The 25,418-nt window shown below is 47.0% G+C and carries 15 protein-coding genes; 1 reads left to right on the top strand and 14 read right to left on the bottom strand.

The window, feature by feature from the left end:
* Positions 1 to 53 precede the first annotated feature (53 nt).
* The 7 genes from DW085_RS17615 to DW085_RS17645 form a co-directional block, all read right to left on the bottom strand.
* Positions 54 to 839 (bottom strand): SipW-dependent-type signal peptide-containing protein, encoded by a 786-nt coding sequence (locus DW085_RS17615; protein ID WP_118494175.1) that lies wholly within the window; start codon positions 837 to 839, stop codon positions 54 to 56.
* Positions 840 to 1,182: 343 nt separating this feature from the next.
* Positions 1,183 to 1,455, bottom strand: coding sequence for a hypothetical protein (locus DW085_RS17620; RefSeq protein WP_118494178.1), 273 nt, complete (start codon positions 1,453 to 1,455; stop codon positions 1,183 to 1,185).
* Between the two features lie 350 nt (positions 1,456 to 1,805).
* Entirely contained in the window at positions 1,806 to 2,774 is a 969-nt protein-coding gene (locus DW085_RS17625; RefSeq protein WP_243034083.1) for an Rpn family recombination-promoting nuclease/putative transposase, read from the bottom strand.
* A 141-nt stretch (positions 2,775 to 2,915) separates the two neighbouring features.
* Complete coding sequence (locus tag DW085_RS17630) at positions 2,916 to 4,271, bottom strand: IS200/IS605 family element transposase accessory protein TnpB (RefSeq protein ID WP_118494184.1); 1,356 nt, start codon at positions 4,269 to 4,271, stop codon at positions 2,916 to 2,918.
* Positions 4,272 to 4,463: 192 nt separating this feature from the next.
* The gene (locus DW085_RS17635) at positions 4,464 to 6,188 is read right to left on the bottom strand and encodes an AAA family ATPase (protein ID WP_118494187.1); all 1,725 of its coding nucleotides are present in this window, start codon (positions 6,186 to 6,188) and stop codon (positions 4,464 to 4,466) included.
* Positions 6,189 to 6,348: 160 nt separating this feature from the next.
* Complete coding sequence (locus DW085_RS17640) at positions 6,349 to 6,603, bottom strand: hypothetical protein (protein ID WP_118494191.1); 255 nt, start codon at positions 6,601 to 6,603, stop codon at positions 6,349 to 6,351.
* Positions 6,604 to 6,725: 122 nt separating this feature from the next.
* Positions 6,726 to 15,083 carry a zinc ribbon domain-containing protein gene (locus DW085_RS17645; protein WP_118494194.1) on the bottom strand — a complete coding sequence of 2,786 codons (8,358 nt, stop codon included), beginning with the start codon at positions 15,081 to 15,083 and terminating at the stop codon, positions 6,726 to 6,728.
* Between the two features lie 282 nt (positions 15,084 to 15,365).
* On the opposite strand from DW085_RS17645, the gene DW085_RS17650 reads away from it, so the two are divergent.
* Positions 15,366 to 16,268, top strand: coding sequence for a hypothetical protein (locus DW085_RS17650; protein WP_118494197.1), 903 nt, complete (start codon positions 15,366 to 15,368; stop codon positions 16,266 to 16,268).
* A gap of 98 nt (positions 16,269 to 16,366) precedes the next feature.
* Here DW085_RS17650 and DW085_RS17655 read toward each other — a convergent pair whose 3' ends face one another.
* The 7 genes from DW085_RS17655 to DW085_RS17680 all read right to left on the bottom strand — a co-directional run bounded on the left by DW085_RS17655 (position 16,367) and on the right by DW085_RS17680 (position 24,987).
* Entirely contained in the window at positions 16,367 to 17,224 is an 858-nt protein-coding gene (locus tag DW085_RS17655; protein ID WP_147353992.1) for a hypothetical protein, read from the bottom strand.
* A 593-nt stretch (positions 17,225 to 17,817) separates the two neighbouring features.
* Complete coding sequence (locus DW085_RS19345; protein ID WP_182430945.1) at positions 17,818 to 17,964, bottom strand: hypothetical protein; 147 nt, start codon at positions 17,962 to 17,964, stop codon at positions 17,818 to 17,820.
* Between the two features lie 537 nt (positions 17,965 to 18,501).
* Entirely contained in the window at positions 18,502 to 18,708 is a 207-nt protein-coding gene (locus DW085_RS17660) for a hypothetical protein (protein WP_118494203.1), read from the bottom strand.
* Positions 18,709 to 18,765: 57 nt separating this feature from the next.
* A complete protein-coding gene (locus DW085_RS17665) occupies positions 18,766 to 19,200 on the bottom strand; it encodes a hypothetical protein (RefSeq protein WP_118494206.1) in 435 nt (144 codons plus the stop codon).
* 106 nt (positions 19,201 to 19,306) lie between these two features.
* On the bottom strand, positions 19,307 to 20,761 hold the full coding sequence (locus DW085_RS17670; protein ID WP_147353993.1) for a hypothetical protein: 1,455 nt from the start codon (positions 20,759 to 20,761) through the stop codon (positions 19,307 to 19,309).
* A gap of 56 nt (positions 20,762 to 20,817) precedes the next feature.
* Positions 20,818 to 22,122: a hypothetical protein gene (locus tag DW085_RS17675; RefSeq protein WP_118494212.1), complete on the bottom strand. Its 1,305-nt coding sequence runs from the start codon at positions 22,120 to 22,122 to the stop codon at positions 20,818 to 20,820.
* 63 nt (positions 22,123 to 22,185) lie between these two features.
* Entirely contained in the window at positions 22,186 to 24,987 is a 2,802-nt protein-coding gene (locus DW085_RS17680) for a hypothetical protein (RefSeq protein WP_118494215.1), read from the bottom strand.
* Positions 24,988 to 25,418 lie beyond the last annotated feature (431 nt).

Below are 25,418 nucleotides of genomic sequence, written 5' to 3' on the forward strand. Positions count from 1 at the left end.
AAGAAAACCCCGCAAGGCGGGGAAGGTTGTTAATCGTAAGTTTCTGAATGCGATTACTTCTTGATGATAGTGTTTCCCTTCAGATCCTTAGCATTATTGGTGTTAGCCTCTGTTTTTACCTTGTTGGCAGTTGCATTGCCATTCTGCTTGAAGTAAGTATCATAGATCTTTCCAAGAGTGGTTGCATCCAGAGTGTCGGTTAAATCGGAACCGTCAGTATCCAGAACTTCTGCTGCCTGGATCGCGTATGCGTTTACAACGATTTTCTCGGTAGCGGCATCAACTTCACGCTCGATTACGTTCTTTAACTGAACCTTGTCGAACAGGGCTTCGGTCTTACCGTCTTTTGCGACTGCGGTCTTGTATGCAAATACGTATTTATGAGTCTTTGCATCTGTAGTCGCTGCAGTTTCCTTGTCGGTCAGTTCAACCCAGTTCTCGTTCCAGTTGTTTGCAAAAGTTCCCTGAGTATCGCCGTCCTTCTTGAACCAGAACAGGTCAGTCAGTCCTTTTGTGCCTTTCGTGCCATCTGCCGCAACAACGGTCACGTTATCGTTCGGAACCTCAACGGTCATGAATACGATCGCAGCGTTTTCGCCGGTATTCTCAACAATCGGATCCTTTTTCACCTCAGCGTTCGGAACCAGGTTCTTAACAGTATCACTGTCATTGCCCGGATAGTTCGGCTCCTCAAAATCAATCTGCACCTTACCAACGGTAAAGGTATTGGTTGCGCCTTCCGTATCGGTTAAGTACGCCATGGTGCCACCGAATGCAAGGGCGCCGACCATCAGGCAGGATGCCATTGCGATTGCCAGCTGTTTTTTTGTCTTTTTCATGTTTCTTGCGATTTATCCGCAGGCAGACAGATAAACTTTCTCCTTTTTTATTTTTTAATGGAGGCCGCCTCCCCTTTGTCGTGGAATCATTATTCCATCTTTTATCAGTATGCGGCATTTTTAAAATACGCACAAAACGCAGATTATTTGCGGATATCTATTTGCGGATAACACTTTTTGGTCAAAAAAACAGGTGGAAATAAGATCCGCCTGTCTCCCGTGATGAGTTCTGCTCTAGTCGATGTGTCCTGCTGATTTCAGCGATGGGGTTCTTGGTCGTAGTGCTAACGAAAACAAAAGGCAGGACTATCGTCCTGCCCAAGTGTGCGCATAAATTTTTCCATCACAAAATAGCGTTTTGCTTTTCTAAAAGCGGTAATAACGCACCCATTGTCATATTCGCAATGTGTTCCCCGTCCTTAAGTTCCTGTTCGGTGATTGGGTTTTCATCGTCGATGAAATCATAATTCGTATACAGAGTGACGTTCCCATACGGTTTGCACCACACCGCTACAACTCGGTCCTCACCCATGATCGCAATATCTTGTTTTAGTTCATCGATCAGGACAGAGCATTCGAAGCTAATATTCCTGCCGTCAGAATCTACAAAAGCCATAGCATCCTCCTTAATATCTCACGCATGAAATTAACGTGATAATGTACCATATTATCTTATCACACTTGAGATAGTGCCACAAGATACGCTCCGGCATTTTGCCATAATTCTATGCTGCGATAGACTGCACATAAGTGACGGAAGTTTGCAAATACGCAGAACACCAATTTTTTGCGGATAACACTTTTTGGTCAAAAAAAGACCTCCCCGTAATATCCGGGGAGATCATAAATGAAAAATGTTATGTTGCTTCTTAGAGAACTTTTGTCGGAAAAACCGACAGAAGTTTTTCAGGCGAAAAAGCTCGGATAGCTCATTTGCCATCCTGGGTCTTACCTATTTTTTAGTCCTTATTTTGCCTCGTTCAGCACTTTCTCGACTTGTTCAGGACTCACTTCGACCACAGCTGCGATCTGATTTAGAGTATATCCCTGCTTGTGCATATTTAGAATTACTTTGACATTTGCCTTTTCGGCACCTTTTTCTTCGATACCTACGCTCAGATTACACATACTTCTCACATCCTCTCTGAATTCTTTGCTGATTGGAATATTATATTCGCGTTCTAATATATCCAGTTTTTCCTGTTCCCTTAGTTCGCTTGAGAGCAATGTTCCTACCATGCGATGCATTTCATAGTCATCATCATGCAGTGGAATATCGTTGGTGATTCCGATTAACACGATATTCAGTAGATCGATGTTGCCTTTCCACGCATGCGAACTCAGTTTCTCATCTTTCGTCAAGTGGATATGACTCAGACTGTTGGTTTTCATATTCATGCAAATCCAGATGCTGAACACCTGTTTGATATCATCATAATTCGTATTAACAAAATCTCTTTCCTTTTGTGATGATATCAGTCTGCTTGCATAAAAGATTGCCCGATTTAAAATTTTGTATTCGGAAGGTTCGTTTCTTTGGGCTTCGATATTGATAATCATTTGTGAAAGCCCATTTTTCATGCGCACATAAAAGAGCACGTCGAACCGAATTAACCCTTCATTGATTTCAGAGTTTTCCGTATTCATTCCTACAATGCGCTGCCCAGTAGCGTCCGTTTTTGATACATTTGTTAATCCCGGTTCTGCCGGAACCTTGATGCGAGGTTCTCCTTCGATATACGGCACCACATCCTCAGGCTTCATCCCCTGAAATTCGTCAACCGTCTTAACCAGAATATGCGCTAAGATATTCTTCTGTGCCAATATTCTTTTCACACAATCATCGTATTGTGCCTTGTCTCCAGCTGCATTTACAGCATTTGCAATCTCTGTTGTGAAGCCTCTCATGACTGGAAGTCGCAAGCATCCTTTCATGGATTGACGCATCCATGTTGGGCAGAGCCCGTTAAAAGACGCTTTCCAGTCGCGGTTTTCCGATACCTCCCTGTGCACGTCAGCACAGGGAGTTTTTCCCTTTAGGGGAAACGGACTGCCCTTCCACCATACGGGCTCATCTCAGCCGGCTGTGACACCGTCAGCTGCAGGGGTGAATCCCTGCAGTTCCGCAATGAGCCTAATCAGCGTGGATAAGGTATTTGTGCTTCTATGGGCCAGTTCCGGGACTTTTGCCGTAACCGTCTGCCCCACCGTTGCCGGCAGGGTCTTTAAGCGCTCACGGATAAAATACCGGGCGCCGATGTTATAGGAAGCATTCAGGTCGCAGTTATACTGCTTCCCGGATGCGAACCTGCATAAACTGTAACTCGGAAGGTCCGCTTCCTTTCCCCTGGATACCCGTCCGGAACCGTCAAAGGCAAGCCTTGACGTATTCCATGTGCATACCCTGGCAACCCGGATCAGATTCCGGTGGGCTTTCTCCATGACCATGGACTGGACGTACTTTGCCTTCCAGAGGTGGAGACGCATCTTTTTGCTTCCCCGTTTCTTTCCGGTAAGGTCCAGGTGTTCCATGACGATGCAGTCCACGTCATATTTGACGGCTGTATCCACAATAAACTGCGCGGTCTTTACCGCGATGTCATCGTTAATACCTTTTGCCTGTGCCCACAGTCTCGGGGTACGTCCGGCGCAGAGCTTCTGCGCATGCTTGATGTGGCTGATGGCATGGGACAGGGAGTCGTATTCTCTTGGAAGGGATAAGAATTCCCTTCCAAGGACCGTGCCCTCTGCGTCCATGACACTGCACGTACATGCGCTGTTTAACCCTAAGTCTACTGCCAGGATCCGTTCCGCCGGGTTTTCCGATAACTTCACAGTAGTCTGGAACACAAAGTCCAGGAACCATTCCTTCCCACGTTTCTGTAACGTAGGAACGCATTCCTTGTAGTTCCCGCAGTGACGCAGGATATAATCCACATCACTTTTCCTTAAATCCACCAGGATCCAGTCCCACGTATTCCGGATGAATACCTTTAAGGCTGCCTGGTACGTGCTGGTCCGGAGGAACATGTTCTCCCGGTACATGGCCGGATAAATGATTCCTGCCTGCGGCAGTCCCGGTTTTTCTCCACGGGAAGCCGGATCGGCGGCTTCCCATCGGGCCAGGTTGCTCCGGTAGGAGGAAACCTTGCCAAGAGCTTCCGCAATGGCGGCACGCCGTAAATAGCACGGGAACTTGTAGAAATCCGCACCGAAGTCATAAGAAACCGATGGGTTCTTCTTGCTGGCTACCGTGAATGATTCCACCAGGTTCACCCGTTCCTTCTGGCCGTTCCCGGAAGATACGGTATCCCATTCCTGCAGGCATACGTCCATAAAAAAAGAGACTGCCTGACGGTATAAGCGGACGGTATCCATAAAGATATGGTTCAGCCGTTTGATCTTGACGGAATATGTCATGCTTAATTTCATGCCGCAGCCTCCTTTCCAAAAATCGTTACGCCGTCAGTATGGAACATATTTCCGGACGGCATTTTTGCAGATAACACTTTTTGGTCATCAGAGCATAAAAAAGCTTCCTAAGACGCAAAAACGCCCACCCGCCCAACTCATGACTAAAGTCACGAGAATGCGGCGGATGGATTTTCAATGGCTTTAGGTTTCTTATCTCGCATCATATTTGGATTCTAAATTGTGAGTCTCTTTCCCTATATGTCTTGGTTCCTGGCCAAATATATCAATATCATCCCAGCCTTCAGATATATCTGGCTTATTGTCATGTAAAATTTCTGCCATGCGCACTAGCTTTTGTCCCGGTATGTCAGAATCAATTTTCTGTGGATCCTTATATACAACAGACAAAATCCTTTCTACACCTGGGACATCATCTGCTAATTCCAAAACTTTTTTACGTGTTTCTCGGTTAAGATTTGTGGCAATATATATAACATCTTTTCTGTCTTCCAAAGCCTGCTTAATTTGTCTATATGCAGTAGTAAAAACTTTTTCTTCGTCTTCTCCAAGAGCAAGTCCAATTCTCTCTCTAATATTATTGGTCCGTATATATGCTGTTTTGTCTATATCTCGAATGTATTGCCTTCCAACCTCTTCTTTCCCAGAATCGGGAATTCCACATAATACAACAAAACGAACATTATCACGGAACCCTACATATTCTTGATTAGGTTCCCCACCTTTATATGGCGGAATACCATTGTACTCGTACTCCTTTGGAATACTTATCTGAAATCCATGCTGGAATTCTAATAACATATCTTTTTTTAGTTCAAAGCATCGCGCAATTTGTTCTGCTCTGTCTTGCTGTATTCCTCGTTGCTCATAAAATTCTACAATTTCTTTTGTTGTTGGAAGTTTAGTAGCATCCACAACTGTTTTGTCGTGAACTAATTCCAGATTTTCTTGTTGAGAAGCGCAAATTCCATGAACTCCAGTATTCAAAAGACGAATCCTTGTTTTTGCAAATGGATCATCACAAAACATGGCAGTTCCGGAATCAAATATAGGAGCTAACGATAAAAACTTAAGAGTATTTGGATCTCTCAAAACGCCAAAATTTTCCCAATGCCGATCCGTATTGGTAATAAGAAAGTCGGTCATAAGCATGTAATCCATAAAATGCATAACATAATTACGATCTAATCCATTCGCAATACAAACATCAATATACTCTTGATATGCATCCTTTAGCGTTTCAGATGATCCGGCAATACCTCCTGTTACATTGTATGCGGATATCAGTTCATGATCCTTGTCTGTAAAATATTTGCAATCGCAGGATTCACAAATCCCATGTGCATCGAAATTTAGAATATATCGTGTATATTCCGTAAAACCTTGCCGTTGATGCAGCATAGATACAAATGCCTCATTAATATTTTGAAGGCCAGCAGGGATTTTAGGATCCCCCTTTTTAATAAGATGCCAGCCATCTTTTTCATAAGAATTGTATTTTTCAAGAGAACCTGTCAAAGACGAGTTATTCTTTACTTTTTTATAAGACAATTCATTTAATCGATTTCTAAAGGTAAGATCTCCTGTTGGATGTTGATACAAATTAATATCTTCCCATTTAAGATCCCTTTCTTCCATAGGACAAATCCAGTAGGAATCGGATAGGTTAAGAGCAAGGTTATGGATCATATATTCCTGCGCCGTTTTGCACCCAGCTTTTTGTAAAATTTCATCTAGGTCTTTTCGACTGTCAGGGATTGATCTGTTTTGTATCCATTCAGCAAGATTCTTACGCCCATCTCCAAGAATAGGCATCTCCTTTTGATTATGTATTTCAAATGTATATAAATCCCCGTCACTATCTAAAACAAAAGAAGCTACGTCTCGATTTTGATGTTTTAACATATAGGTAATCATTTGGAATCTCGTACCTCCTTCTACAAACTATATCGATACTTACATTATAGCATTGTCATAAAGTCTACGCAATCCAGTTTTGTCCTCTGAGCTATTAGTCGAAAATTTTGCGGCTTTGCCTGAATTCCATTCATTTTCATTTTTTCTCCTTTTTGTCGCCTTATTCTTCGAACGGAAGAATTCGGTCAAGCATCATAATTTCGGTTACATCTTCGTCCCACTCCCGGTCGCTTTCATTCGGATTGATCATCGGATAAAATGCGCCTGTCACATCATCCCACCAGGAAAAGCGATACAGCCAAATGGTTCCGTCTTCCTTTTTCCCGAGACACAGCTGGCCTTCTTTGGGACTGTCATCTCCATAAAGGTCTTCTACTTTGAGCCATGCTCCTGTTTCGTTTTTTTCTTCTTTCATACTTCTCCTTTCTCAATTCCTGCATATTTTTGTTGCATGTTCAGTATGGAAATTTGTCTACGCTCCTGAACGCGAAAACACGGACCGCATTTTGCAGTCCGTGCTTCCTGTCACTGTTGGTCTTACTTTTCGTACGGGATATCTGTCAGGAGGTTCCCTTCGTACCGCACTGCCGCCACTTTCGCGTACATGTCACCATCCACATAGTAGCTGGTCTCATCGCTGTACACCTCGATGGCTACCGGCTTGCTCCTTGCGTATCCGGCCGGCGGTTTGATCTCCGCCAGGACGTACACACCGGCGCTGACCGGCTGGCTGGTCTTAAAGTAACCAATGTTCTGGTCCCCGTAGTCCTTTAACTCCCCGGTCACCGGGTCGTCCATCTTCACGTCCGCCTTGGTACTCCAGACGGTCATCTGCCCGGTCTTCTTTCCAAAGTCATCGGATAAGTCGATCCGTTCGGATTCCACGCATACCGGCGTGCCTTTCCTTACAAGGCCCGTATAGGTATGTCCGGTATCTTCCTGGCTCTCCACGATCGGGGTCCTTGTCCTGCCGGTTGAGATCTGCAGGTCGGTTGCTCCCATGGCCTCCAGGAACTTCTTTGATCCGACGATATGGGTATCTTTCAGGTAAAACTTCGCGTCTCCCGGCTTAAACTGCATCAGGAACCTTGCTCTCTCATCCGCGTCTTCGATCAGCTTTGCATCCTCCTCGATCTCATCAAAGCTTGTATAGCGGGATGCCGCATAAAGCCCGAAGATGGCATCGTCATGCAGGATGTATTCCCCTGTCTCGGAATCCACCTTGTTGACCCTTAAATAGGATACGTAATAGCGGTTCCGTTCCTTGACATCCGCATATCCCGTGAAGTCTTTGGAACTGTAGATATCCAGGTTTGCCGGTGCCGTCACGCTCCACGGTACCAGGGCTGCCGAATACAGCTTATCATAAGCCGTCAGCTCCCCGGTCGTGGACGGGATGTTATCCTTCCAGTTCATGCCGGACGCGTTGTTGTCATCCTTCGCTCCGTCCTTATAGAGGACATTGTCCGCGGTACCGTCATCTTCCGATACGGATGCATAGAAGAAACGCTTCCGCAGGGTATCGCCGTCATAGGTCTCCCCGTTGGCGGTATCCTTCCCGTTCCCGTTCTCCTGCTCATAGCCGTGGTACTTGCTCTCATTGTTTCCGCCAAGTTCCGCGCCGATCTCCGTGATACCGGCTTCGCCGCGGTGGTCGTACTCGTAGTAGTCCTTAAGCGGATCCCGGTATCCCTGGCGCAGCTCCCATCCGTGGTAGCCGTATGCCCCGTTCGGTGCCGTGATGACCCCGGAAAGTCCGTCGATGTCCAGTCCGTATTTATAGACCTCAAAGTCTCCGTAGTAGCCGTGTGCCCGGATCACAAACTCGCGTTCATCCTGGTTCTCGGTATTGGCGGAAAGCTCCTCGCCGAACCGGATCAGGTAATTGGATGCCTTTGCCTGTTTCTGCAGGGACATGTCCGTATCGAAGTTATAATGCGGGTCGTAGTTGTCGCTGGTGTCATTGCTCTTTTCCGCATCATAGACACTCGGCACGATGACTTCCTTCGGCTTTTCAATGTCATAGCTGTGGTTCTTCCAGTCATTGACGTCCTTATCCCGTCTTTCCGGCTGCTGCTCCACGATGATATAGACACCGTACGGCAGGTAACTGGAGGTATTGTAATACGTTCCGTTATGCAGCTCATCCGCGGAAAGGGTCGTGTAATCCTTATCCGCGCCGCCGTTCTTCACGCTGTCCCATTCTACACTGTAAATGGTATCCAGGTCGTAGAAGTAGAACGGCTTTAAGTAATTATAGGCTTTCGCGATGGCATTAAAGAGTGCCTCGTCATAAACTGCTTCGTCATATCCGATGGTGCCGCCCTTTAAGGCGATGTTCTCGCCCTGGCCGTTGTCGACCATGAGCTTGGCTGCCTCATCCTGCAGGTACCATTTGACTGCGAACTGGCGGACCGCGTCGGAGGCTTCGGCATTCGCCCTTGCAAAATCCGATGTATTGGCGGTCACTTCGGTGTTCACACCGTTGTTGTCTGCCGGGTACTTCTCATAACCGTCCCGGTACCCGAATACGTTCTCCCGGATCCAGCGGAACGGTTTGAATGATGTATCCTTATCGCCGCCCGCGGTACCGTCCTTATCCGCACCGTCGGTATTGGCTTTCGTGTGTCCCGGGTCCGTATCATCCTTCTGGTACTTTTCATAGAAGGTCTCGAACCAGTGCTGGCCCGGGTAGTTCTTCATGGCATCCCCTGTATACGTGGAGTGCATGTCGTCATCCCAGATGTCGGTATTGGCCGCATGGATGGCGTCAAAGAACTTCTCGTAATTATACATCTCCACTTCCCGGGTCGTTCCCTCATCCTCGATGGTCGTGAGGATGGATTCCAGGATGCGGGTGTAGCCGCTGTTGGCCGTGTCGTTGAGCTTGTCGGAACGGTCCGCGTCCACGAGCTTCCCGTCGTAGCTGTAAAGGCTGGAATTATCCTTCACGGCTTCTCCGGATGCGCCGCGCTCGGAGGTCGTGTAACTCTTGATGTCACCGACATCCGTGGTATTTCCGCCCTGCGGGGTGCCGTAGGACGCCCATACGTTATTTGTCCTTGCGGAAGAGGTCTTGGAATCCTTGTTATGCTCCACCTCCGTGTAGATCTTCTGGACGTTGGAGGATTCCAGCGCGCCGTCGGCAGATGTCTTATCCTTTTCCGGGAAGTCCACGGTCTTTCCGTCGAACGCGCCTTTGTACTTCCAGGTAAAGGTATCGTAATTGCCGTCATCCGCCGCCTTATCCTCATACTGCGGGATCATCTCGTTTCCGTTCCGGTCGACCCAGGTGATGGTGCCGTCCGCCTTCCGGTAGAGACGTTCCAGGTTGGATTTTAAGTACGCCTTGAACCGGAAGTTTCCGATGCTCTCGGTGCTTTCATCCTTGCTCTCAAGCTTTAAGAGTTTCGCGAACCAGTCCTTTGCGGTCTCATACCAGCCGTCCTCGCGGTCGGCGGAAATGTTTTCGGAATGGACTGCCCCGTAGGTGTCATGGGCATAGTCGATGGTCCTTGTTTCCTCTGTGGTCCGGTTATGGCCGCAGAAGCCACAGATGGCATCTCCGTCTGCGTTTTCGTAGCCACAATTCAGACAGTACCAGACGCTCTTGGATTCTTTGAGCTTCTGGATGTCCTTATCGATGCGGATCTTCTGGCGGAGGGAACGCTCATTCACTCCTAATGGTTTGGCAATCGTTGCTGCGTCATCCACAATCGTTTTTTCATTTTTCCAGGACAAGGTTGCCGTACCGATATAACTGTCTTCATTTTCATTTACGGGTACATAAGATAAAATCGGTTTGTTAAACCGGTAATACCATTTACTGTTCTCCTTACCCTGCATACGGATTGTTACTTTGCCAACGGCTCCTGTACCGAACAGATTCTTCGGGATCGTTACCATATAGTTGCCGTCCGCGTACTCAAACGGAAGCACCGTCGTTTTTTCCACCAGCTGCGTGGATGGTTCCTTATGCGTTGTAGTCACCCAGGAACTGGTTGTTGCCAGTGTTCCGTTGTTATTGAACTGCTGCATAACCCCATCATAAAGCCAATAAGATTTTGCTTCCGTATAAGTTTTCGCATATCCATCCTGAGCCGGCAATGCGTTCGGATAGGATGTGCCGCATGATGCAGTAAACTTTTTAAGGATTGCGGATTTGACAAATCCTTCGTCGTTTCTATCTACCGAAATGATATCCGCACTGTCTAACGGTACCTTCACGTAAACAAAGTATCCGCTTCCACTATCCTGTTTTACATATAATGCAGCTTGGTCTGGATTATATACGCAGGAAGACGGCTCTTTCTTTGTCGCATAATCATACCGGATAATCAGACTTGTGCTTCCATCTGAATTGGCCACTGCATCCACAATACGGACGCGGTTAAAATAGATCAGCCCATAGTCCCGCATAGCGCCGGATAAAACAGCGATCCAATCCGTATCGGATGTTCCTGAAATCTTAACACGGATCCATGGCGCATTTGCATCCGGTGTTCGGTAGCCCATATCCAATAACGCCTGATTGTACTTTGTAATAAAATCATTTACGTCAGCTGAGTTATAAGTCGTAGCGGATGGAAGCCCGAACATTTTGGTGTTGGCCGGGATCGCGCCCATTGTCTGTTCTTCTTTTGCACTTACATTTGTCACCGTATAAGAAGTACCATTGACATTTACGGAATCGCCCACGGAAGCTTCCACCGGACCTCCATTTAAAATGACCTGGGTATCTTTTACCCCAATAACCGGTGTTTTTACTTCTGTTTTTTCTTCCACTTCAATTTCGCATGGTTCTTCCACAAGGGTCGTCGCAACAAATTCAGCCCCTTCTTTAGAAGACGCGCTGATATGGACATCTCCAGTTAAGTTCTTTCCGATGACAGAAAATGTCCAGCCGTTTTTCGCATTATCTTCTGTCAGGCTTCCGACCGTAACCATCTGGGTGTCTTTTTCCGTATTCTGGCTGCCCTTTCCATTTGTTACCTCATTTGTTTTACCGGTAACGGAAAGCTCATAGCCCTCTGATCGGGAAAGTTCTTTAATATAGTAGTTACTGCCATTCGGATTTGCGATCAGAGGACGCCCGATCCAACAATTTCCATTGTTCTCTTCATTATTGAGGATCGGATATACCTCGTGTCCGCCATGAAGCCCCTCAATGCCGTCCTGATTGGAAGAATGCTTATAATAAACGGTGGCATCCCCTTCATCTGAATCTGTCAGTGACATCTCCTGATTATTTGAATCGTGTCCAATATAAGCTTCATTATCTTCCGATACAGCATCGCCATCCGGCTGTGATTTATGCAGGTTATCCGGCCCATCAAACGGAGAGTCTGTGCGTTTTATAATTGCGCCCTGGTCGTAATCATATGTACTGCCCGGTGCTTCCGTAAATACCATGAAAGAGGCATCTCCGTTTCGGTCGGTTGTAGCAACTGCCACAAGATCATCTTTCTGATAGACGACGTCCGTATGACCGTCCGGGTGGATAATGTCTTCTTTTGCAAACAATCCGTAAACGGCGCCTTCCAGCGTTCCATCTCCGTTTTCGTCTGCGTAGGAATCATACTGACCCGAATTTTTCATTTCCAGATCCAGATCCCGCTTGTTGATGTGGACTTCGCCTTCTGTCCGGTGATCAAATACGGTAAATGTATGATCCACAATATCGGATGCAAGCGGCGTCACATAATTTCCCGGGCCATCCGGAGTCCATTTTACGCTGTCGCGGACAGGATGTGATGCCCCAGAACCGCCATCGTCATCGGCTGCAAATAATGAAATCGCATAACGGATCCCATTCTGGCACATGGTGAAGAACTGTTCCACAAGCTCCTGTACATTTTTAACGACTGTCTGGATCCAGCCTTCTTTTTCTGTCTGAATGGCAGTGCTTAGATCCGCATCTGAAGCAGTTGCATTGGAGGCTGTTGCTTTTTCGACGGATACTTCCGCGACTGAACCGCGAAGGTCCAGATCGTTTGCCAGCTCTATATCCGAGATGGTTTCTTCCGCGGCATCATCCTCGTCCGGTTCCGCATTGTTTTTGCTGCTTTCCTGATAGGAAGCTTCAAAGTCCGCCAGATGCCTGAAGTAATCGTCCCCTTCTATATCCGGCATTCCCTCCGCATCCGATGCGGTAGCGATCGTTACCCGTTTCCCTGCTGTACTTGATACGTATACGTCCGCTGTCACGCTCTTATCAGGCTGCCCGGCATCTTTGCTTTCTTCCGTATCAGCTGCCAGTGTAACAGCATCGTTTATCTGCTGTGCCAACTTACGTGATTTTTTCGGGTCTTTGTAAGCATCCGGATCGGTTGAAAATTCAAAATAGTCAATATATTCCTCGCCCTGGAATGCAATGATTGATACGGATACGCGGCATCCCTTGGTTAAATGCTCGATGTCCTCCTCGGAAAGAAGATCGTATATTTTATCCGTGGAGTAGCGATACTGATCCCCGTCATCACTTTTGATCGTAATCTTACTGGAATTTATCGCGGTGATCGTACCGGTATACTTATACTCCTCGTATTCGTAATCATTATCTATATCTTCATCCGGATCTTCCGACCCGCCTCCGCCGCCTCCGCCGGAATTTCCACCGGACGGGCTGTCCTGGTGCGGGAGATTCGTCACATTCCCACCGCAGGAATCATTGTAATCCTTATACTGGGAACTGGTTACGGTCTTCGTCTCGATCGGAATATCATCCGTATGGATATCATGTAGGATGTATCCGTCTCTTGCTTTGATCTCTTTTGCGGAATAGTCATAGGTCAGGCTGATGAACTGTTCATAATATTTATCCCGGTCGTCTTCCATTTCTTTTTTGGATTCTGAACCATCTTCATCTTCACCATTCTCATAGCCATTTTCTGCTGTTGCGCAGAAGTATCCGGTATTGGATTCCGAGATCAACTCTTCACAGGTGGCAACTTCATTCTCCCAGTCCTCAATTTCATCCTCGTTTAGGATTTCCCCGGTTTCCGGATCTTCTTGCGGTTCTGGTTTTGCCGGATGTCCGCCGCAAAAGCCCTTCGTGTATGTATACGTCTTCGTATCTGTATGGGCCGTTCCGGTACCGGCAGAATATTTTAAAAGTCCATTGGTGTCCGTTACGTCATCATCAATGTTACACGGGTCATCGCCCTGATCGCCATCCGGATTTCCGGAACCATAGTCCCATCCCTTCCATTTTAAAAACTGGCTGCCATTGTCATTGCCCCAGTTTTCTTCGGATTCAAGCTCCGTGGCGCCAAGCTGTCCATTCGCATCCGGGAATGCCTCCAGGATATCAAAATGGGAGCCTTTTAATCCCTTTCCGGTTTCAGAATCGAATTTTCTCAAATTAACCGTATAGTCCGCCTGGAATGTTTCCGTATGCTGGTAACGGACGATCGGGGTTGGTTCGTCTGGAAGCGTCTCCCCTCCGCCACCGCTATAGTGCCCGGGAGTCGCCTTGAACGGTAATGTGTATCCGCCGAAACGCAGCTGACCACCGCCGATCGCCAGATCGGTCATATCTTCTGACGTAGACGAGGAACGCATGGATACCAGGCCGCCCGGTGCCATTGTCTTTGACTCCTCACGGAATGCGCTGCCGTCTTCACCGAGCAGAATCTCCAGGTTGCCAAGCCCATTATCCAGTTCCTCTGCAGTCGGGGCGGTGAAGATCAACTGTGTTCCGGATTTCGTGAATTTGATCTTGCTGTCCGACGGTAATTTTACCGTAAGGTTCGTGAAATAATCACGGATGATATCCGGCGCCGGGCTTAATTTCACATCATCAACGGAGTTTTCAACCCCATAATCAAAATGCCGCTCATATCCGCCATCTGCACTCGGCGCAGTCGGGGTAAGAGGCAAGGTGATTGCCACGCCGGTTTCCAATGCTCCCGGCGAATTGCCGGAGCCATCTGACGGTCCTTTTGCTGCCTTTCCTCCGGAGGAACCGCCGGAATTGCTGCCATCTGCAATTTCATAACCAAAATATGTCAGAAATGCGGCTGCTTTCCATTGTTTGACAAAGTAATCCTTCACTTCCGGGTTCCCGATAAAATCATCAAAAAGATTCTCCCCGGCATTATTTGGATTGATATACTTCATAACAATGTCGCCACGGGCAAATGCGCACAATTCGTTATAATCCGCTTCCGGAGATGATAACACACCGTTTCTAAATCCATTTGCTTCTATAATACGCGTGAAATAAAACAGCATAATACTGTACTGCGTATCCCACCTGGAATCCCATTCTGCGCCCGACGGGATCGGATGGTTCGCATGAAGCAGTGACATCAAAAGCATCTTAAATTTTAATGTCTGAGTATCTCCGGAACTTTGCGCAATAAAATCCGGATAGGCCCCTGTAACCGGTAAATACGCATAATCCGCAAATGCCTGGCATCCGATTGGACCTTCGTATTTTACCCCGTTGGTCTGCGTGGTACTGACTTCATTGGAAGCGTGGTTCTCAATACAGGAATTGTAATGCCCTGCAAGCTTGGAAAAATCCACGTTAATTCTTTTTGTTGGATCTTTCCGATACCTAACCCCCTTTATGCTAACATCCCCATGCTTTCTGTACCACCATTTGCCATAACCTAACGGTTCCTGGATGCCTTTTGGGGCGCTGGAACTTCGCAGGGTACTGGTCATCTCTTCGGCAAGGCCGGTGGCTACCCAATAACCAGCTTTATTTAGTCCCATGTCTGCATCAATCTGGCTCTGTGCATCGCTTGCAAAGGTCCGTTCCGCAAACGGCAGGGTGACCGCATTGTGGAACTGCCCATATCCGGAAGCCGCCAAAGCATCCATGGAATTTCCGAGTACTAAAGTCGCAGCGAGGAACCCCGCTGTAACCCGTTTCATCTTCTTCATCTGATACGTTGTCTCCTCTCTTTAAAATATCCGTATTTTCAGTATGTCTTATTTTATTGATTGTTCTGCCGTTTTTGGAAATTTAAAATTAAGTTTTTATATCACGCGGTTTGCGAGGCTTTTGATGATATAAATGACCAAAAAGTGTTATCCGCAAAAATACACATTGATTAAAATCATACATACTGAATTCGACAATAAAAAATTCGATCTTTTTATTGGGAAACGGCGGTAAATGTCGTATAATATATATAGGATCGAATAGAAAAAGGAGGATTACTTATGTTAAAAAAAAGATTAAAAATGACAGCCGTCCTTTCTGCAGCACTGATGATGAGTGTTATGGCGGCGGTTCCGGCTTTTGCGGCCGGCTGGCAGAAAAATAACACTGGCTGGTGGTATGGTACCAATGCTGATAACAGCACTTGGTATGCAAACGGATGGCAGTGGGTTGACGGAAATGGAGATGGCGTTGCTGAGTGCTATTACTTCGACGGCAACGGCTATATCGCGACCAACGGCACAACCCCAGACGGGTATCAGGTAAACTCAGATGGTCAGTGGATTCAGAACGGAGTCGTGCAGACGAAGAGTACGGTAACTACAGCTAATACAAGCAGACCATCCTCGAAAGAAATCGTTGCTTATTTATATAGAGGAGATCTCCAAGATTCCTCTAAAATGTCATTAGACGAGCTTTGCAATGTTCTTGTTGATTCTTCCAAACCTGAATGGAATAACGGTGTTACCAATTTAAAAATGATCGACGCTGTCGGTTCCAGATGGACCCGCACTCATGGTGGTTGGTATTTCTTAGCATACGACAACGTTGATGTCGAAGCGATCGCTTTGAATGATGAGGGATATCTTCTTGCGGATACCACCACTCCGGATGGTTATTATGTGAATAAACATGGTGTTTTGGAGATTGGCGGACGTGAGGTGGCACATTCTGAGGAATGCCTCTATGTCGCTACCAGCATCAATGTTCCGGATAAGAATCATGTAGATCCGAACCAGTACCGCTATCAGGATATCGGTATCGGCCATTCCTGGGGTATGACCAGCTATTCTTTTGGTAACTTGGTATATAATCATTTCCATGGTTATGATAAAGAAAAAGGTGGTTTAGATTCCCGTATTGACAGTTGGAATGATTTTGGAGTATGTGTACTGTTCAAATAATCGTTTTGCATAGCGCAAAGAGCCGCGGCATAGGCATTAGCCCGCCGCGGCTCTTCTTTATGGACTGCGAAATGTGCATTAATTTTTATCGGTTTTACTTAAGAAGAATGCAGCCATTTCAGAATTGGATCTGACAATTTCACATATGTACCGTATAAAACTTTATATCCCGTTTTATATTTGTTGAAATGATTAATAATCGAGAGACCCAGGTACGCAATCAACTGAACCGGAAGACTTAAAACATAACACATTATGAAAAATAGTATCATCACGAGAGCAATCTCTAATAACACCGCCAAAGCATTCGCTGTTGCATGGCTGCTTAAAAAAAGAGTTAGTATCTCTTCTCCCACTCTCTGCAAATTAGTCAATGCCATCGTTTTGACATCGTAAGTTGGATCAATAAACTCTAAAATTGAAATAGCGGCTCCTAAAGATGTAGCTAAAAATCCCAACGGCAAAAATGATAGCGTCAAAAATTCTTTATTGTGATTAAGAATTTTTTCAAAATACCGTTCCCTCCGTCCGCATCTTCGAATCATCCCGACGAGGTAAATAAATACATACAAAAAATCTACCGCTATCGCACCCCAAAATCCTTTGCTATCGAATGCCAGCCATGCTACGATAATTGTTGTATAGCACAAATCGTACGTAAGTAATGGCGTTTCATAACGCAAGTATAAATCCTTTGGTTGAATTTTACTCCATATTTGTTGAATTAGATCCTTCTTTTTAATTTTAGGGCATTTCTTCCCAATAAAATGTCCAAAGTGAATAAGGCTGTCTCCCAAAAAGGCATCATAAACATATCCTCCGCAATAAATACCTGTTGTTAATGCTACCATTAAAAAAGTAAGGAGCATTTTGAGCAATGGTTTGAAAAACCACCCTAATATTTCCATGATTTTATCACACATTTTACTGGGTAGTTCAGCTATATTTATTTTCATTTTCATTTCTCCCTCGAAATTTTCATTTAAAAGTATTATCATTTTATTCCAATCTACATCAGCATCATGGTCCTCGCACACTAAACATTTGCGTTTTTCCTTTCTCGATATCCTTAATTCAATAGTCGTATAAATAGTATGGCGACGCAGACGGTGAATACGAGATGAGTTTTTGATCTTGGTTTTGCGGATAACACTTTTTGGTAACAGAAATTTGCCGGGATTTCAGCCTGATCTGTGGTCTTGCAGGATCCGGCGAGGGCGGATTTTCAACCACTTATTGCGGATACCCGTAATTAGCCTCATCCGCGCATTATTCTACGCATAGACAATTCGTAATAGTCATGCGTTCCAGTGTTCTGTAGCATTTTCTATATAATTTTTGCGACAAAACGCATTCAGTTTATCATGGAAGCAAGAAGATTCGGCATCTACTTTTGGTAACAGAAATTTGCCGGGGATTTTTCTGAAGGCTTGCATTTTTCCGAGCTGGATGGTATAGTATAGATAATAGCAGAGATGCCACCGATAGACGGATTGGCCCTCGAAAATATGATTAAAAAATAACCGCTAGTTTTGCGAGGACTGGGCGGTTATTTTTTTGACTTTTTTCGTGCTTTCCTTGGTTTTTCAAGGCGAATTACGATTTTGACATTTACGGAAATGGCGACGCATGCACCGATCAGTGCAAGTCCGCCGGCGATTTCTAAAACCGCCTTGAGTATCTCAATCATATCCATATCTGTACCCTCCATATGCAAAAAAGGAGGGCTCAAAAATATGTACCCTCCTGGTTATTAGTTGCAAAGCCAGAGGGTCCAAGCCGCCTACCGTTATGGTGACATCTCATTCTATCATTGTATCATAGATCATATGTTCTGGAAAGTGCTTTTTTCCCATTCGGGGGGTGTAAGTACAAATATGATCGGCCGCCCCAGGTGGGGCAGTTTCGACAGAGTGCATCCCCGCGTATGCGGGGAACATGCAGTGTAAATGTGCTCTCTTTCTCATGGCTAAAGTGCATCCCCGCGTATGCGGGGAACATACTAAAAATCCCTGAAAATCATACACTTTTTGCGCACAATTACCCCAGAAAGCATGAACTTCATCTGTTCCGCATTCTCAGTAGGTCTTATCTTTTCACATTTTTGTTTTGCGAATAGCTCTTTTGGGTCAAAAAAAAGACGGACAGAAATAAAATCCGTCCGATCTACCTAATATTTTCAAATCTGGCCGATTCATCCCACCGCCTGCGGAGGCGAGGGAATTCTCGGAAGTTATGTTAAATTTTCCAATAATTTCTGTTGTTTTCTGATCGCAGAAAGGCTGATATCCGCAGATGGTTCAGCAAAGATGCATTTCCTTCCATCAATCACTACGGTTTTCAACTTATAATTATTAGAAATGACCGGAGGAAGTTTCTTTGACGTAGTATATTCCCGAATTACAACCGGGCAATGTGACACTTTTTCAATATATGTCATTGTCTTCACCCTCCTATTGTGATGTTATTTTAATTGCAACTCTTTTTAAGTTACTTGTCAAATTTGTTCATATTTTTTGTGTCCATTGATTTTAACCATTCCATAAGATGTGCATTGAGTAGGTTTATTGTTAAAATTATCCCACAACTGATAATTTTCTTTTAAAATATCCAGAGCATCTTCACAAGAAATCATCTCTGGGTTCTGTTCCAGTCTGGAATAGATATAACACTCATATAGTTTGTATGTTACCTTGCAATCTGTTCTATGTAACGGAGTCATTTGATAAAGATGCTCTTTATTTATGCTACAATTAAATTCTCTAACAGGTTGTTCTCCCTGTTTGAAGAAAATTTCTTTCCCTGTTTTGGAATCAAAATATCTGTAAAGAAAGTACAAGGCTAATGCTTCAATATGTTTTCCTTTATATTCAAATCCCTTTAACGGTCTTGGCAAAAACAATGCTTCATATGTAATTCTATATTGCTTCATATATCTCCTTTTGACTTTAAACTGTCTGAAATATAAATTACCTAAAAATACCGCAAGGGTGTTCCCCGGGAACACCCTCTAAACGGCGCTCTCTATCAGCTCTGCGTTACCTGTCATGAGTTTGTTCGTTTTCGGCAAAATCTCTCAAATCCTGGTCGGGCATCTCCTGCTCAAACTCATTCAGGCACTGTACCATCATAGCGTATGTTCTTTTGCCTTCGCGACTGTTTACAGGACCTCCCGGCAGCATATCTTCTCCTATACACACCTTAGTCCCATCTGCTGCATACGTAACAAGCATGTCCCCATTTCTGGTGCAGTCCGGCATTGCTATCCTGCAATATGCCAATAACGGATCCGTCCGGCTTAACTCCTGATAATCCCGCAGCTTTTGCTGATAACGCTCCGCAATGGTGTGCAGTTCATCCGCACGTTCTGATATAAGCATTTCCCTCAATCCTGAAATCGCTCTCTCCCTCTGATCCGCATGTAAGATTTCTTTCGCATCCACATGGGTTAAGAAGCGTTCCGTCTGTTTGGTCAGCGCTCCCAGTCGTCCCTGCGGATCGGCTACCGCCAGGATCTTCTGTTCTGCCGGTGACAGGGACTCTGTTGAAACCATACAATGATCTACGTCATCCTCTGTAAGTCCTGCCTGCTGGAGTATATCCCGAAATTCTTTTCCGGCGATTTCCTTTGCAAAGCGCGTCACGGTCGCTCCATGGTATCCGTGCTCCGGATCCTGTTCACAGACTTCCATGGATACTCCAGTCCTTTCGTCCGTCAGTTTCAAAACCGTCCCTCGCTCCGTGCTTCTGGCCTGTGCTTCGCATCCGTTTTTCAGCGCATCTGCGATAAACGGTTCCCATCGTCCGCGCAGGATTTCCATCACGTCTTGATTCTGGATCTTAACACCGACATGATGCAGTGCGGAATCGGCCCGTAATCCATCCCGCGTTTCCGCGTAACGTTTTTTAAACACATCTTTTGTTTCATTGTTCCGATGATATCCGTCCAGGGTCAGGCGCATGTCCGTGACGTTCTCCCATTCATCCACGAGCGCGACCACACCTTTATCTTCCTGAAAGAGATAAAGCGCCACGCTTCCGTTGTCGCGGATGAAAAAGCCGTCCTTCCCGAGTGTTTTGCGAAGAGCCGTGACATCCAGCCCGTCGATCTCTGCCGCGTCCACGACTTCCACATCCGCATGGTCTTTTTTACCGTCATCCCGGGCATTATCGAAATTCTCATTGAGGTGGGACACTTCCTGTAAAGGAGTCAGGCCCTGCCGCTCCCGTTCCGCCGCGATCCGGTCGATCATGGCAGAATGCTCTCCGATAAAATCCGCTTCCATCTGATCGCATACCCGGCTTAATTCATGCATCGGTTTCCCGTCCACGTAGGAATGGAAGACTGCTTCCGCTCTCCGGCGTACCTCACTGCGTCCATACCCCATGCTGGCCTCATCCTTTGGTCTTCCCAGGTAGCGGACACCCTGTACGCTTTCGATCATCCCGGCTTTCATGTATGCCATCGCCCAGATCCGGTCCAAGGTATTCATGCGGAACAAATGCATGGAGGATACCAGGAACCCGGACCGGCCGCATCGGTATACGTTTAAGCCTGCGTATTCGTACGCGTAGTTCTCTCCCCTGGCCTGGCACTGCCCTGCTCCTGATGAGTGGCATTGAAATGCGCGATCCCGATCTGTGCCTGGTCAAAACGGCTGTTTTTGACGGATTCTTTCTGCATGGTACGTTCATAATGGAGGGATTCCTTTCTTGCCAGGCGGTTCCGGTACCAGAGGAAGATGGGCTCCGGCATCAAACACGTTGCAAGGCGCTCCGACCGCCGTTTTGTCAGCTTGTCTAAGAAACGGAAACTTCTCATGGCCATCAGTTGGTTTTTGAGCAGCTCCGGTGTCCGGCAGACGGATTCTAAAAACGGGTTCACATCGCCCAGCCGGAACCTGGTATCGTCCTTCGCTGTCTGGCTGATATCATCTTTTGTGATCTTTTTCTGTCCGGGGCGTAGCACTTCATCCAGATCCGCAAATGCCGCAAAGATATCCTCCTGGCGTCCGTCCGTGATATGGCGCAGAGTCTCTGCCATCTCCCAAAGCTTCTGTCTCCGTTCCGGATGCGGTGTCATGACGCGTTCATACGTTTTATCAGCCGATTTCCCCATCCGTTTCGTGAAACGGGCTTCCTGAATGGAATTCGTCGGGGCGCATGCCTGTTTGTATAGAATCTCATCTGCGGATTTTGCGATTTGTGCAGTAACATCCTTTGCGTTTCCGATGCCCTTTTGCAGTTCCTCGGCATGGTCTGCCGTCCCGTACACTGCATCCGACGCTGCCTGTGCGGCACGCTTTACGATATCCGCTTTCGTCTCATCGAACTGGTCCGCCATATCGGATACCTTGGAGGCGAACGCTACCACATGGCCGAAGAGTTTGATAGCTGGCTGTGGCGACAGCCCAAGAACATGGACACACTTCATGAGAAAATCGCCCGTATCCTTTGCCTTTTCTGCTGCAGCGAGAAAATGCCCCAGGTTCCTCGCGTTCTTCCGCTGATGCTCCGCCCTGTAGATGGCGTCTTTGTAATCCTGTTCCTTTCCCGGTACGATATGGTAGGTGACCTTATCGGTTCCATCCGGGTTTTTCCCTAAAACATCATCTTTTGCGATGATCCCTTCGCCCTCCAGGTATTCATAAGCTGCTTTCCGGCAGCCTTCCTGAAATTTCATCCGGCCCTCCCCGACCGTTAAGTCCACCTGATAGGCATCCGCTATTCTTTTCATCGCGTCCTGCATGGAAGCGATATTTTCATACTGGATCCCGCGCAGGACCCCGCAGGCCACGATATAATTCTTGCAATGTTCAATCAGTTTCCGCTCTTCCGGATCTGGTGCTGCCATAGAAACTTCCTCCCTTTATGTTCATTTCTTTCAGTATGTGGCCGATCAACTGCCGGATGTGGTTTACCGATCATATCCGGAAGCATTGATTTCCTCCGTTTCGGGGGTTTTGTCCTGTTCTGAAAAGGCAGGTCTGGGGCCTGATGTTCCCTGCATCCTTTGCAGCGCCTCCAACACCTGCCCCATCGCTTTCACGGACGCTGCGGTGTTCTGCTCTGCCACAATCTGACCGTCCGACGACATCCTGACTACCGTGCCATCCATCGCATGTCCGGTGATTCCATCTTCCATCCGTTCACAGTCCGGCAGGACAGTCTTACACCATGCAAGCTCCGGATCCCGCCTGACCAGCTCTTTTAAGTCCCGGACCGCCTCCATGCATGTTTTCTGTTCCATTCGAATGGCTTCCGGATCAAACTGTCCAAGCAGGCGGTCCGCATATTCTGTTTTCCGCTCCCTCGATTGAAGATCCAGCACCTCATCCGTGCCAATCTCCTTTACGTTATGCACTGCGGCCAGGAGGGCATCCGAGCGAGAACTCTGAATGGCGCCGGTCCGCTTCGCAAACTGGTAAATTGGGTCTTTCAGGGAACGCTTTTCGAGTTCCTTTGCGGCTTCGATGCTCTCCCGCAGATCGTGACGTTCCACAACTGCGTCCAGTATCCCGTCTTTTAAACGGCCTGCGTACACGGCGGCTTCCATCGGAAAATTGTCGCGTCCAAGCCGGATCTCAAAATGATGGCCGCGTATCCCGTCCGGATCTGTAAACCGGATACCATCCAGGCAGACCGATGCCGTATATCCAAGACCGATCATCTTTTGACAGATTTCCCGGTTTTCCGCGCGGAATGCATCCTTTTCACCCGTACGCGCGTACGCTTGCAACACTTCGCTCACAAGCATTCCGGTAGCAGCCTGTTTTGTAGACTGCAGGGTGGCACGCTTTGATTTTTCAGCATTCCTGGTGTGGTCCGTGTCGTAGGCAGTCCGGATGGCAGAACAATAGCCGTTTTTCCCAAGGATACCGACCGACGCAGTCGTTTCGACTTGCTCCCTTTTTTGGCTGTCCATCTCCTTCTCTTCCGGATCCGGAAATTCCATCAGGGAAACGCCCCGTCCATTCCGGATGCAGAGGTATTTATGGTCTCTTTGGACCTCATTCATATCCGCTGCCAGATACCCGGCTTCATCCGTTTTAAAATATTTTTCCTTTTCGTCACGCTCCTGCTCATTTGCGAGATCCGGATTAAGAGCCGTATACTCGCTCAGTTTCGTCCTTCCATGGGCCGCCCTTAAATGCTCCATCTGCTCCTTTGCCGCTTCATGTTCGTGGATCAGGGATTCTTCCAGACGCGCTATGTCCTTTTTCCAGCGCGGATGACCCGGATCCCCATGTATATAGGCACGATAGATCTTCTCCGCCCCGGCCTTCGCCAGGGTACTGTCCCATTTGACACCTTCCTCGGAAACGCGGATCCCGGCCTTTAACGAGGCCAGTGTCCACGCCCGGTCTTCCGGTCCGGTCTGCATATAGCGGAACCATCCGGGGATATTTCTGCTGATACCGCAGCGCCATAAGTTCGATTCCGAAAATGCCTTCGCAAAGTCCAGTCCGTTTTCTTTCGGGTCACGCTCCCGCTCCAGGTTCTTTAGCCGGAGATCGTAAACCTGCATACAGATATCGTCCATCTTGTAGACTCCGCTCAAGGAAGCCTCATACCGGGTCCTTAACCATGCATCTCCCTTGGTAAGAAGGTTTACAACCGCGTTCTGGTAAAAACGCCTTAAAAACTGGCCTTCTTTCTCTCGGCGGGAAATTTCCGGACGGTGCTTCTCCAGGGCTTTTACCAGCTTCCCACGCGTTACGGTAACGATACTGCCAAATACGCTGGTCGCCCCGTTCACCAAACTGATCTGCCAACAGTTACGCCGGTCGCCGATCTTTTCTTTCGCTTCATTACTGATATCCTCATAGCGAAGTTTCGGCATTTCCGGGAAAAGTTCTTTATGGACATCCAGGAATCCGGACAAGAGCGGAATGTCGTAGTCCAGCCTGGCTAAGCTTCTAACCCCGTCTATCAGACGTGCCATGGCAGATTCATTCCGGTTCCAGACAGAATCCACTTCTTTGGCGGTTTCTTCCACCGTGTCTCCATAAAGCTCCGGGTGTGCCAGGACCTGCGTGGTCGCAAGGTAAGTTTCATCCGATACCTTCTTCGCCGTTTCCAGAACTTTTTTTGCTGTAGAATGGACTGCGGATGCCTGGCTCGCTGCCTCCTTTGTATACCGGCAGATCTCCTCCGCGAAACCCCGGACATTTTCATCCGCCAGAAAATCGGCGGCCCGGCTCAGGCGGCTTTCTTTCGCGTTTTGCACGACCGCTTCCGCAAGGCGCATGATACCGTCATGCTCCTTCAGGGTCTCGGACACGGACTTTGCGATATCCCGATCACTTCTAACAATGCCGAGGGCTGCCTTTAACGCCTTTTCCTGAATCTTCGTGCTGACGTCCAGCATGGCGCGCAGGGCGCGTTCCCGGTCAAGACGGAGACCGATGGTATAAATGGTATCCTTATAAAGTTGCTCATTCGGGATCCGGTATGTCCCGTCCTCTTGTTTTTCGATCAGACCGGTTCGCTCCATGATGAGCTTGGTGGCATCCTTCACATGTTCCCGGACCTTTCCGTTATCCGGATCCTTCAAATCGATCCCGGCTTCCTTCGCCAGAAGTTTTAACGTCTCATGCGTCTTCGCAAGGTCATCCGGGCGGATTCCGTCCAAAAGGCTGGTCGCATGCAGATAAAAGATCAACTGCCGGACGCACTGATCTGTAATATCTACGGTATGATTAGCAGTTTCCGACACAATGATACCCTCCTTTAGTCATTTCTTTCAGTATGTGACACACAGCCGAATAATCGTCGGCAGAAAACGCATGGCATCCCATTAATTTTTTTTACAGCATGGCACAAGAATGCTCGTGACTTTTAGTCGTGAGATGAATTGTGCCAGCCTTTTTGCGCTCCTATCTAACCAGATGAATCAATGCTTTTTATCATTTCGACCAAAAAGTATTATCCGCAAAAAACCGATTTTTAAGATGCGACATACTGATAGTAAATCTTGAAAGGAGGGAGCGCATGCATACCGTACAGATCCTACTGAATACCAAAGCTTGTTCCCAGGAAATGGAAAAACGCTTCCGTGCCATGACCCATATCCATAACGTCTGCGTCAAACACGGAAATAAGCTCTTATCCCGTTTGGAACATGATAAGACATACCAGGATGCTATG

Source organism: Clostridium sp. AF50-3, assembly GCF_003477445.1.
Classification (GTDB): domain Bacteria; phylum Bacillota; class Clostridia; order Lachnospirales; family Lachnospiraceae; genus Otoolea; species Otoolea fessa.

Bases quoted from the DNA above. Each gene is read 5' to 3' on its own strand.
- DW085_RS17615 (WP_118494175.1), bottom strand. From the start codon at position 839: ATGAAAAAGACAAAAAAACAGCTGGCAATCGCAATGGCATCCTGCCTG.
- DW085_RS17620 (WP_118494178.1), bottom strand. From the start codon at position 1,455: ATGGCTTTTGTAGATTCTGACGGCAGGAATATTAGCTTCGAATGCTCT.
- DW085_RS17625 (WP_243034083.1), bottom strand. From the start codon at position 2,774: ATGAAAGGATGCTTGCGACTTCCAGTCATGAGAGGCTTCACAACAGAG.
- DW085_RS17630 (WP_118494184.1), bottom strand. From the start codon at position 4,271: ATGAAATTAAGCATGACATATTCCGTCAAGATCAAACGGCTGAACCAT.
- DW085_RS17635 (WP_118494187.1), bottom strand. From the start codon at position 6,188: ATGATTACCTATATGTTAAAACATCAAAATCGAGACGTAGCTTCTTTT.
- DW085_RS17640 (WP_118494191.1), bottom strand. From the start codon at position 6,603: ATGAAAGAAGAAAAAAACGAAACAGGAGCATGGCTCAAAGTAGAAGAC.
- DW085_RS17645 (WP_118494194.1), bottom strand. From the start codon at position 15,083: ATGAAGAAGATGAAACGGGTTACAGCGGGGTTCCTCGCTGCGACTTTA.
- DW085_RS17650 (WP_118494197.1), top strand. From the start codon at position 15,366: ATGTTAAAAAAAAGATTAAAAATGACAGCCGTCCTTTCTGCAGCACTG.
- DW085_RS17655 (WP_147353992.1), bottom strand. From the start codon at position 17,224: ATGAAAATAAATATAGCTGAACTACCCAGTAAAATGTGTGATAAAATC.
- DW085_RS19345 (WP_182430945.1), bottom strand. From the start codon at position 17,964: ATGGATATGATTGAGATACTCAAGGCGGTTTTAGAAATCGCCGGCGGA.
- DW085_RS17660 (WP_118494203.1), bottom strand. From the start codon at position 18,708: ATGACATATATTGAAAAAGTGTCACATTGCCCGGTTGTAATTCGGGAA.
- DW085_RS17665 (WP_118494206.1), bottom strand. From the start codon at position 19,200: ATGAAGCAATATAGAATTACATATGAAGCATTGTTTTTGCCAAGACCG.
- DW085_RS17670 (WP_147353993.1), bottom strand. From the start codon at position 20,761: ATGAATACCTTGGACCGGATCTGGGCGATGGCATACATGAAAGCCGGG.
- DW085_RS17675 (WP_118494212.1), bottom strand. From the start codon at position 22,122: ATGGCAGCACCAGATCCGGAAGAGCGGAAACTGATTGAACATTGCAAG.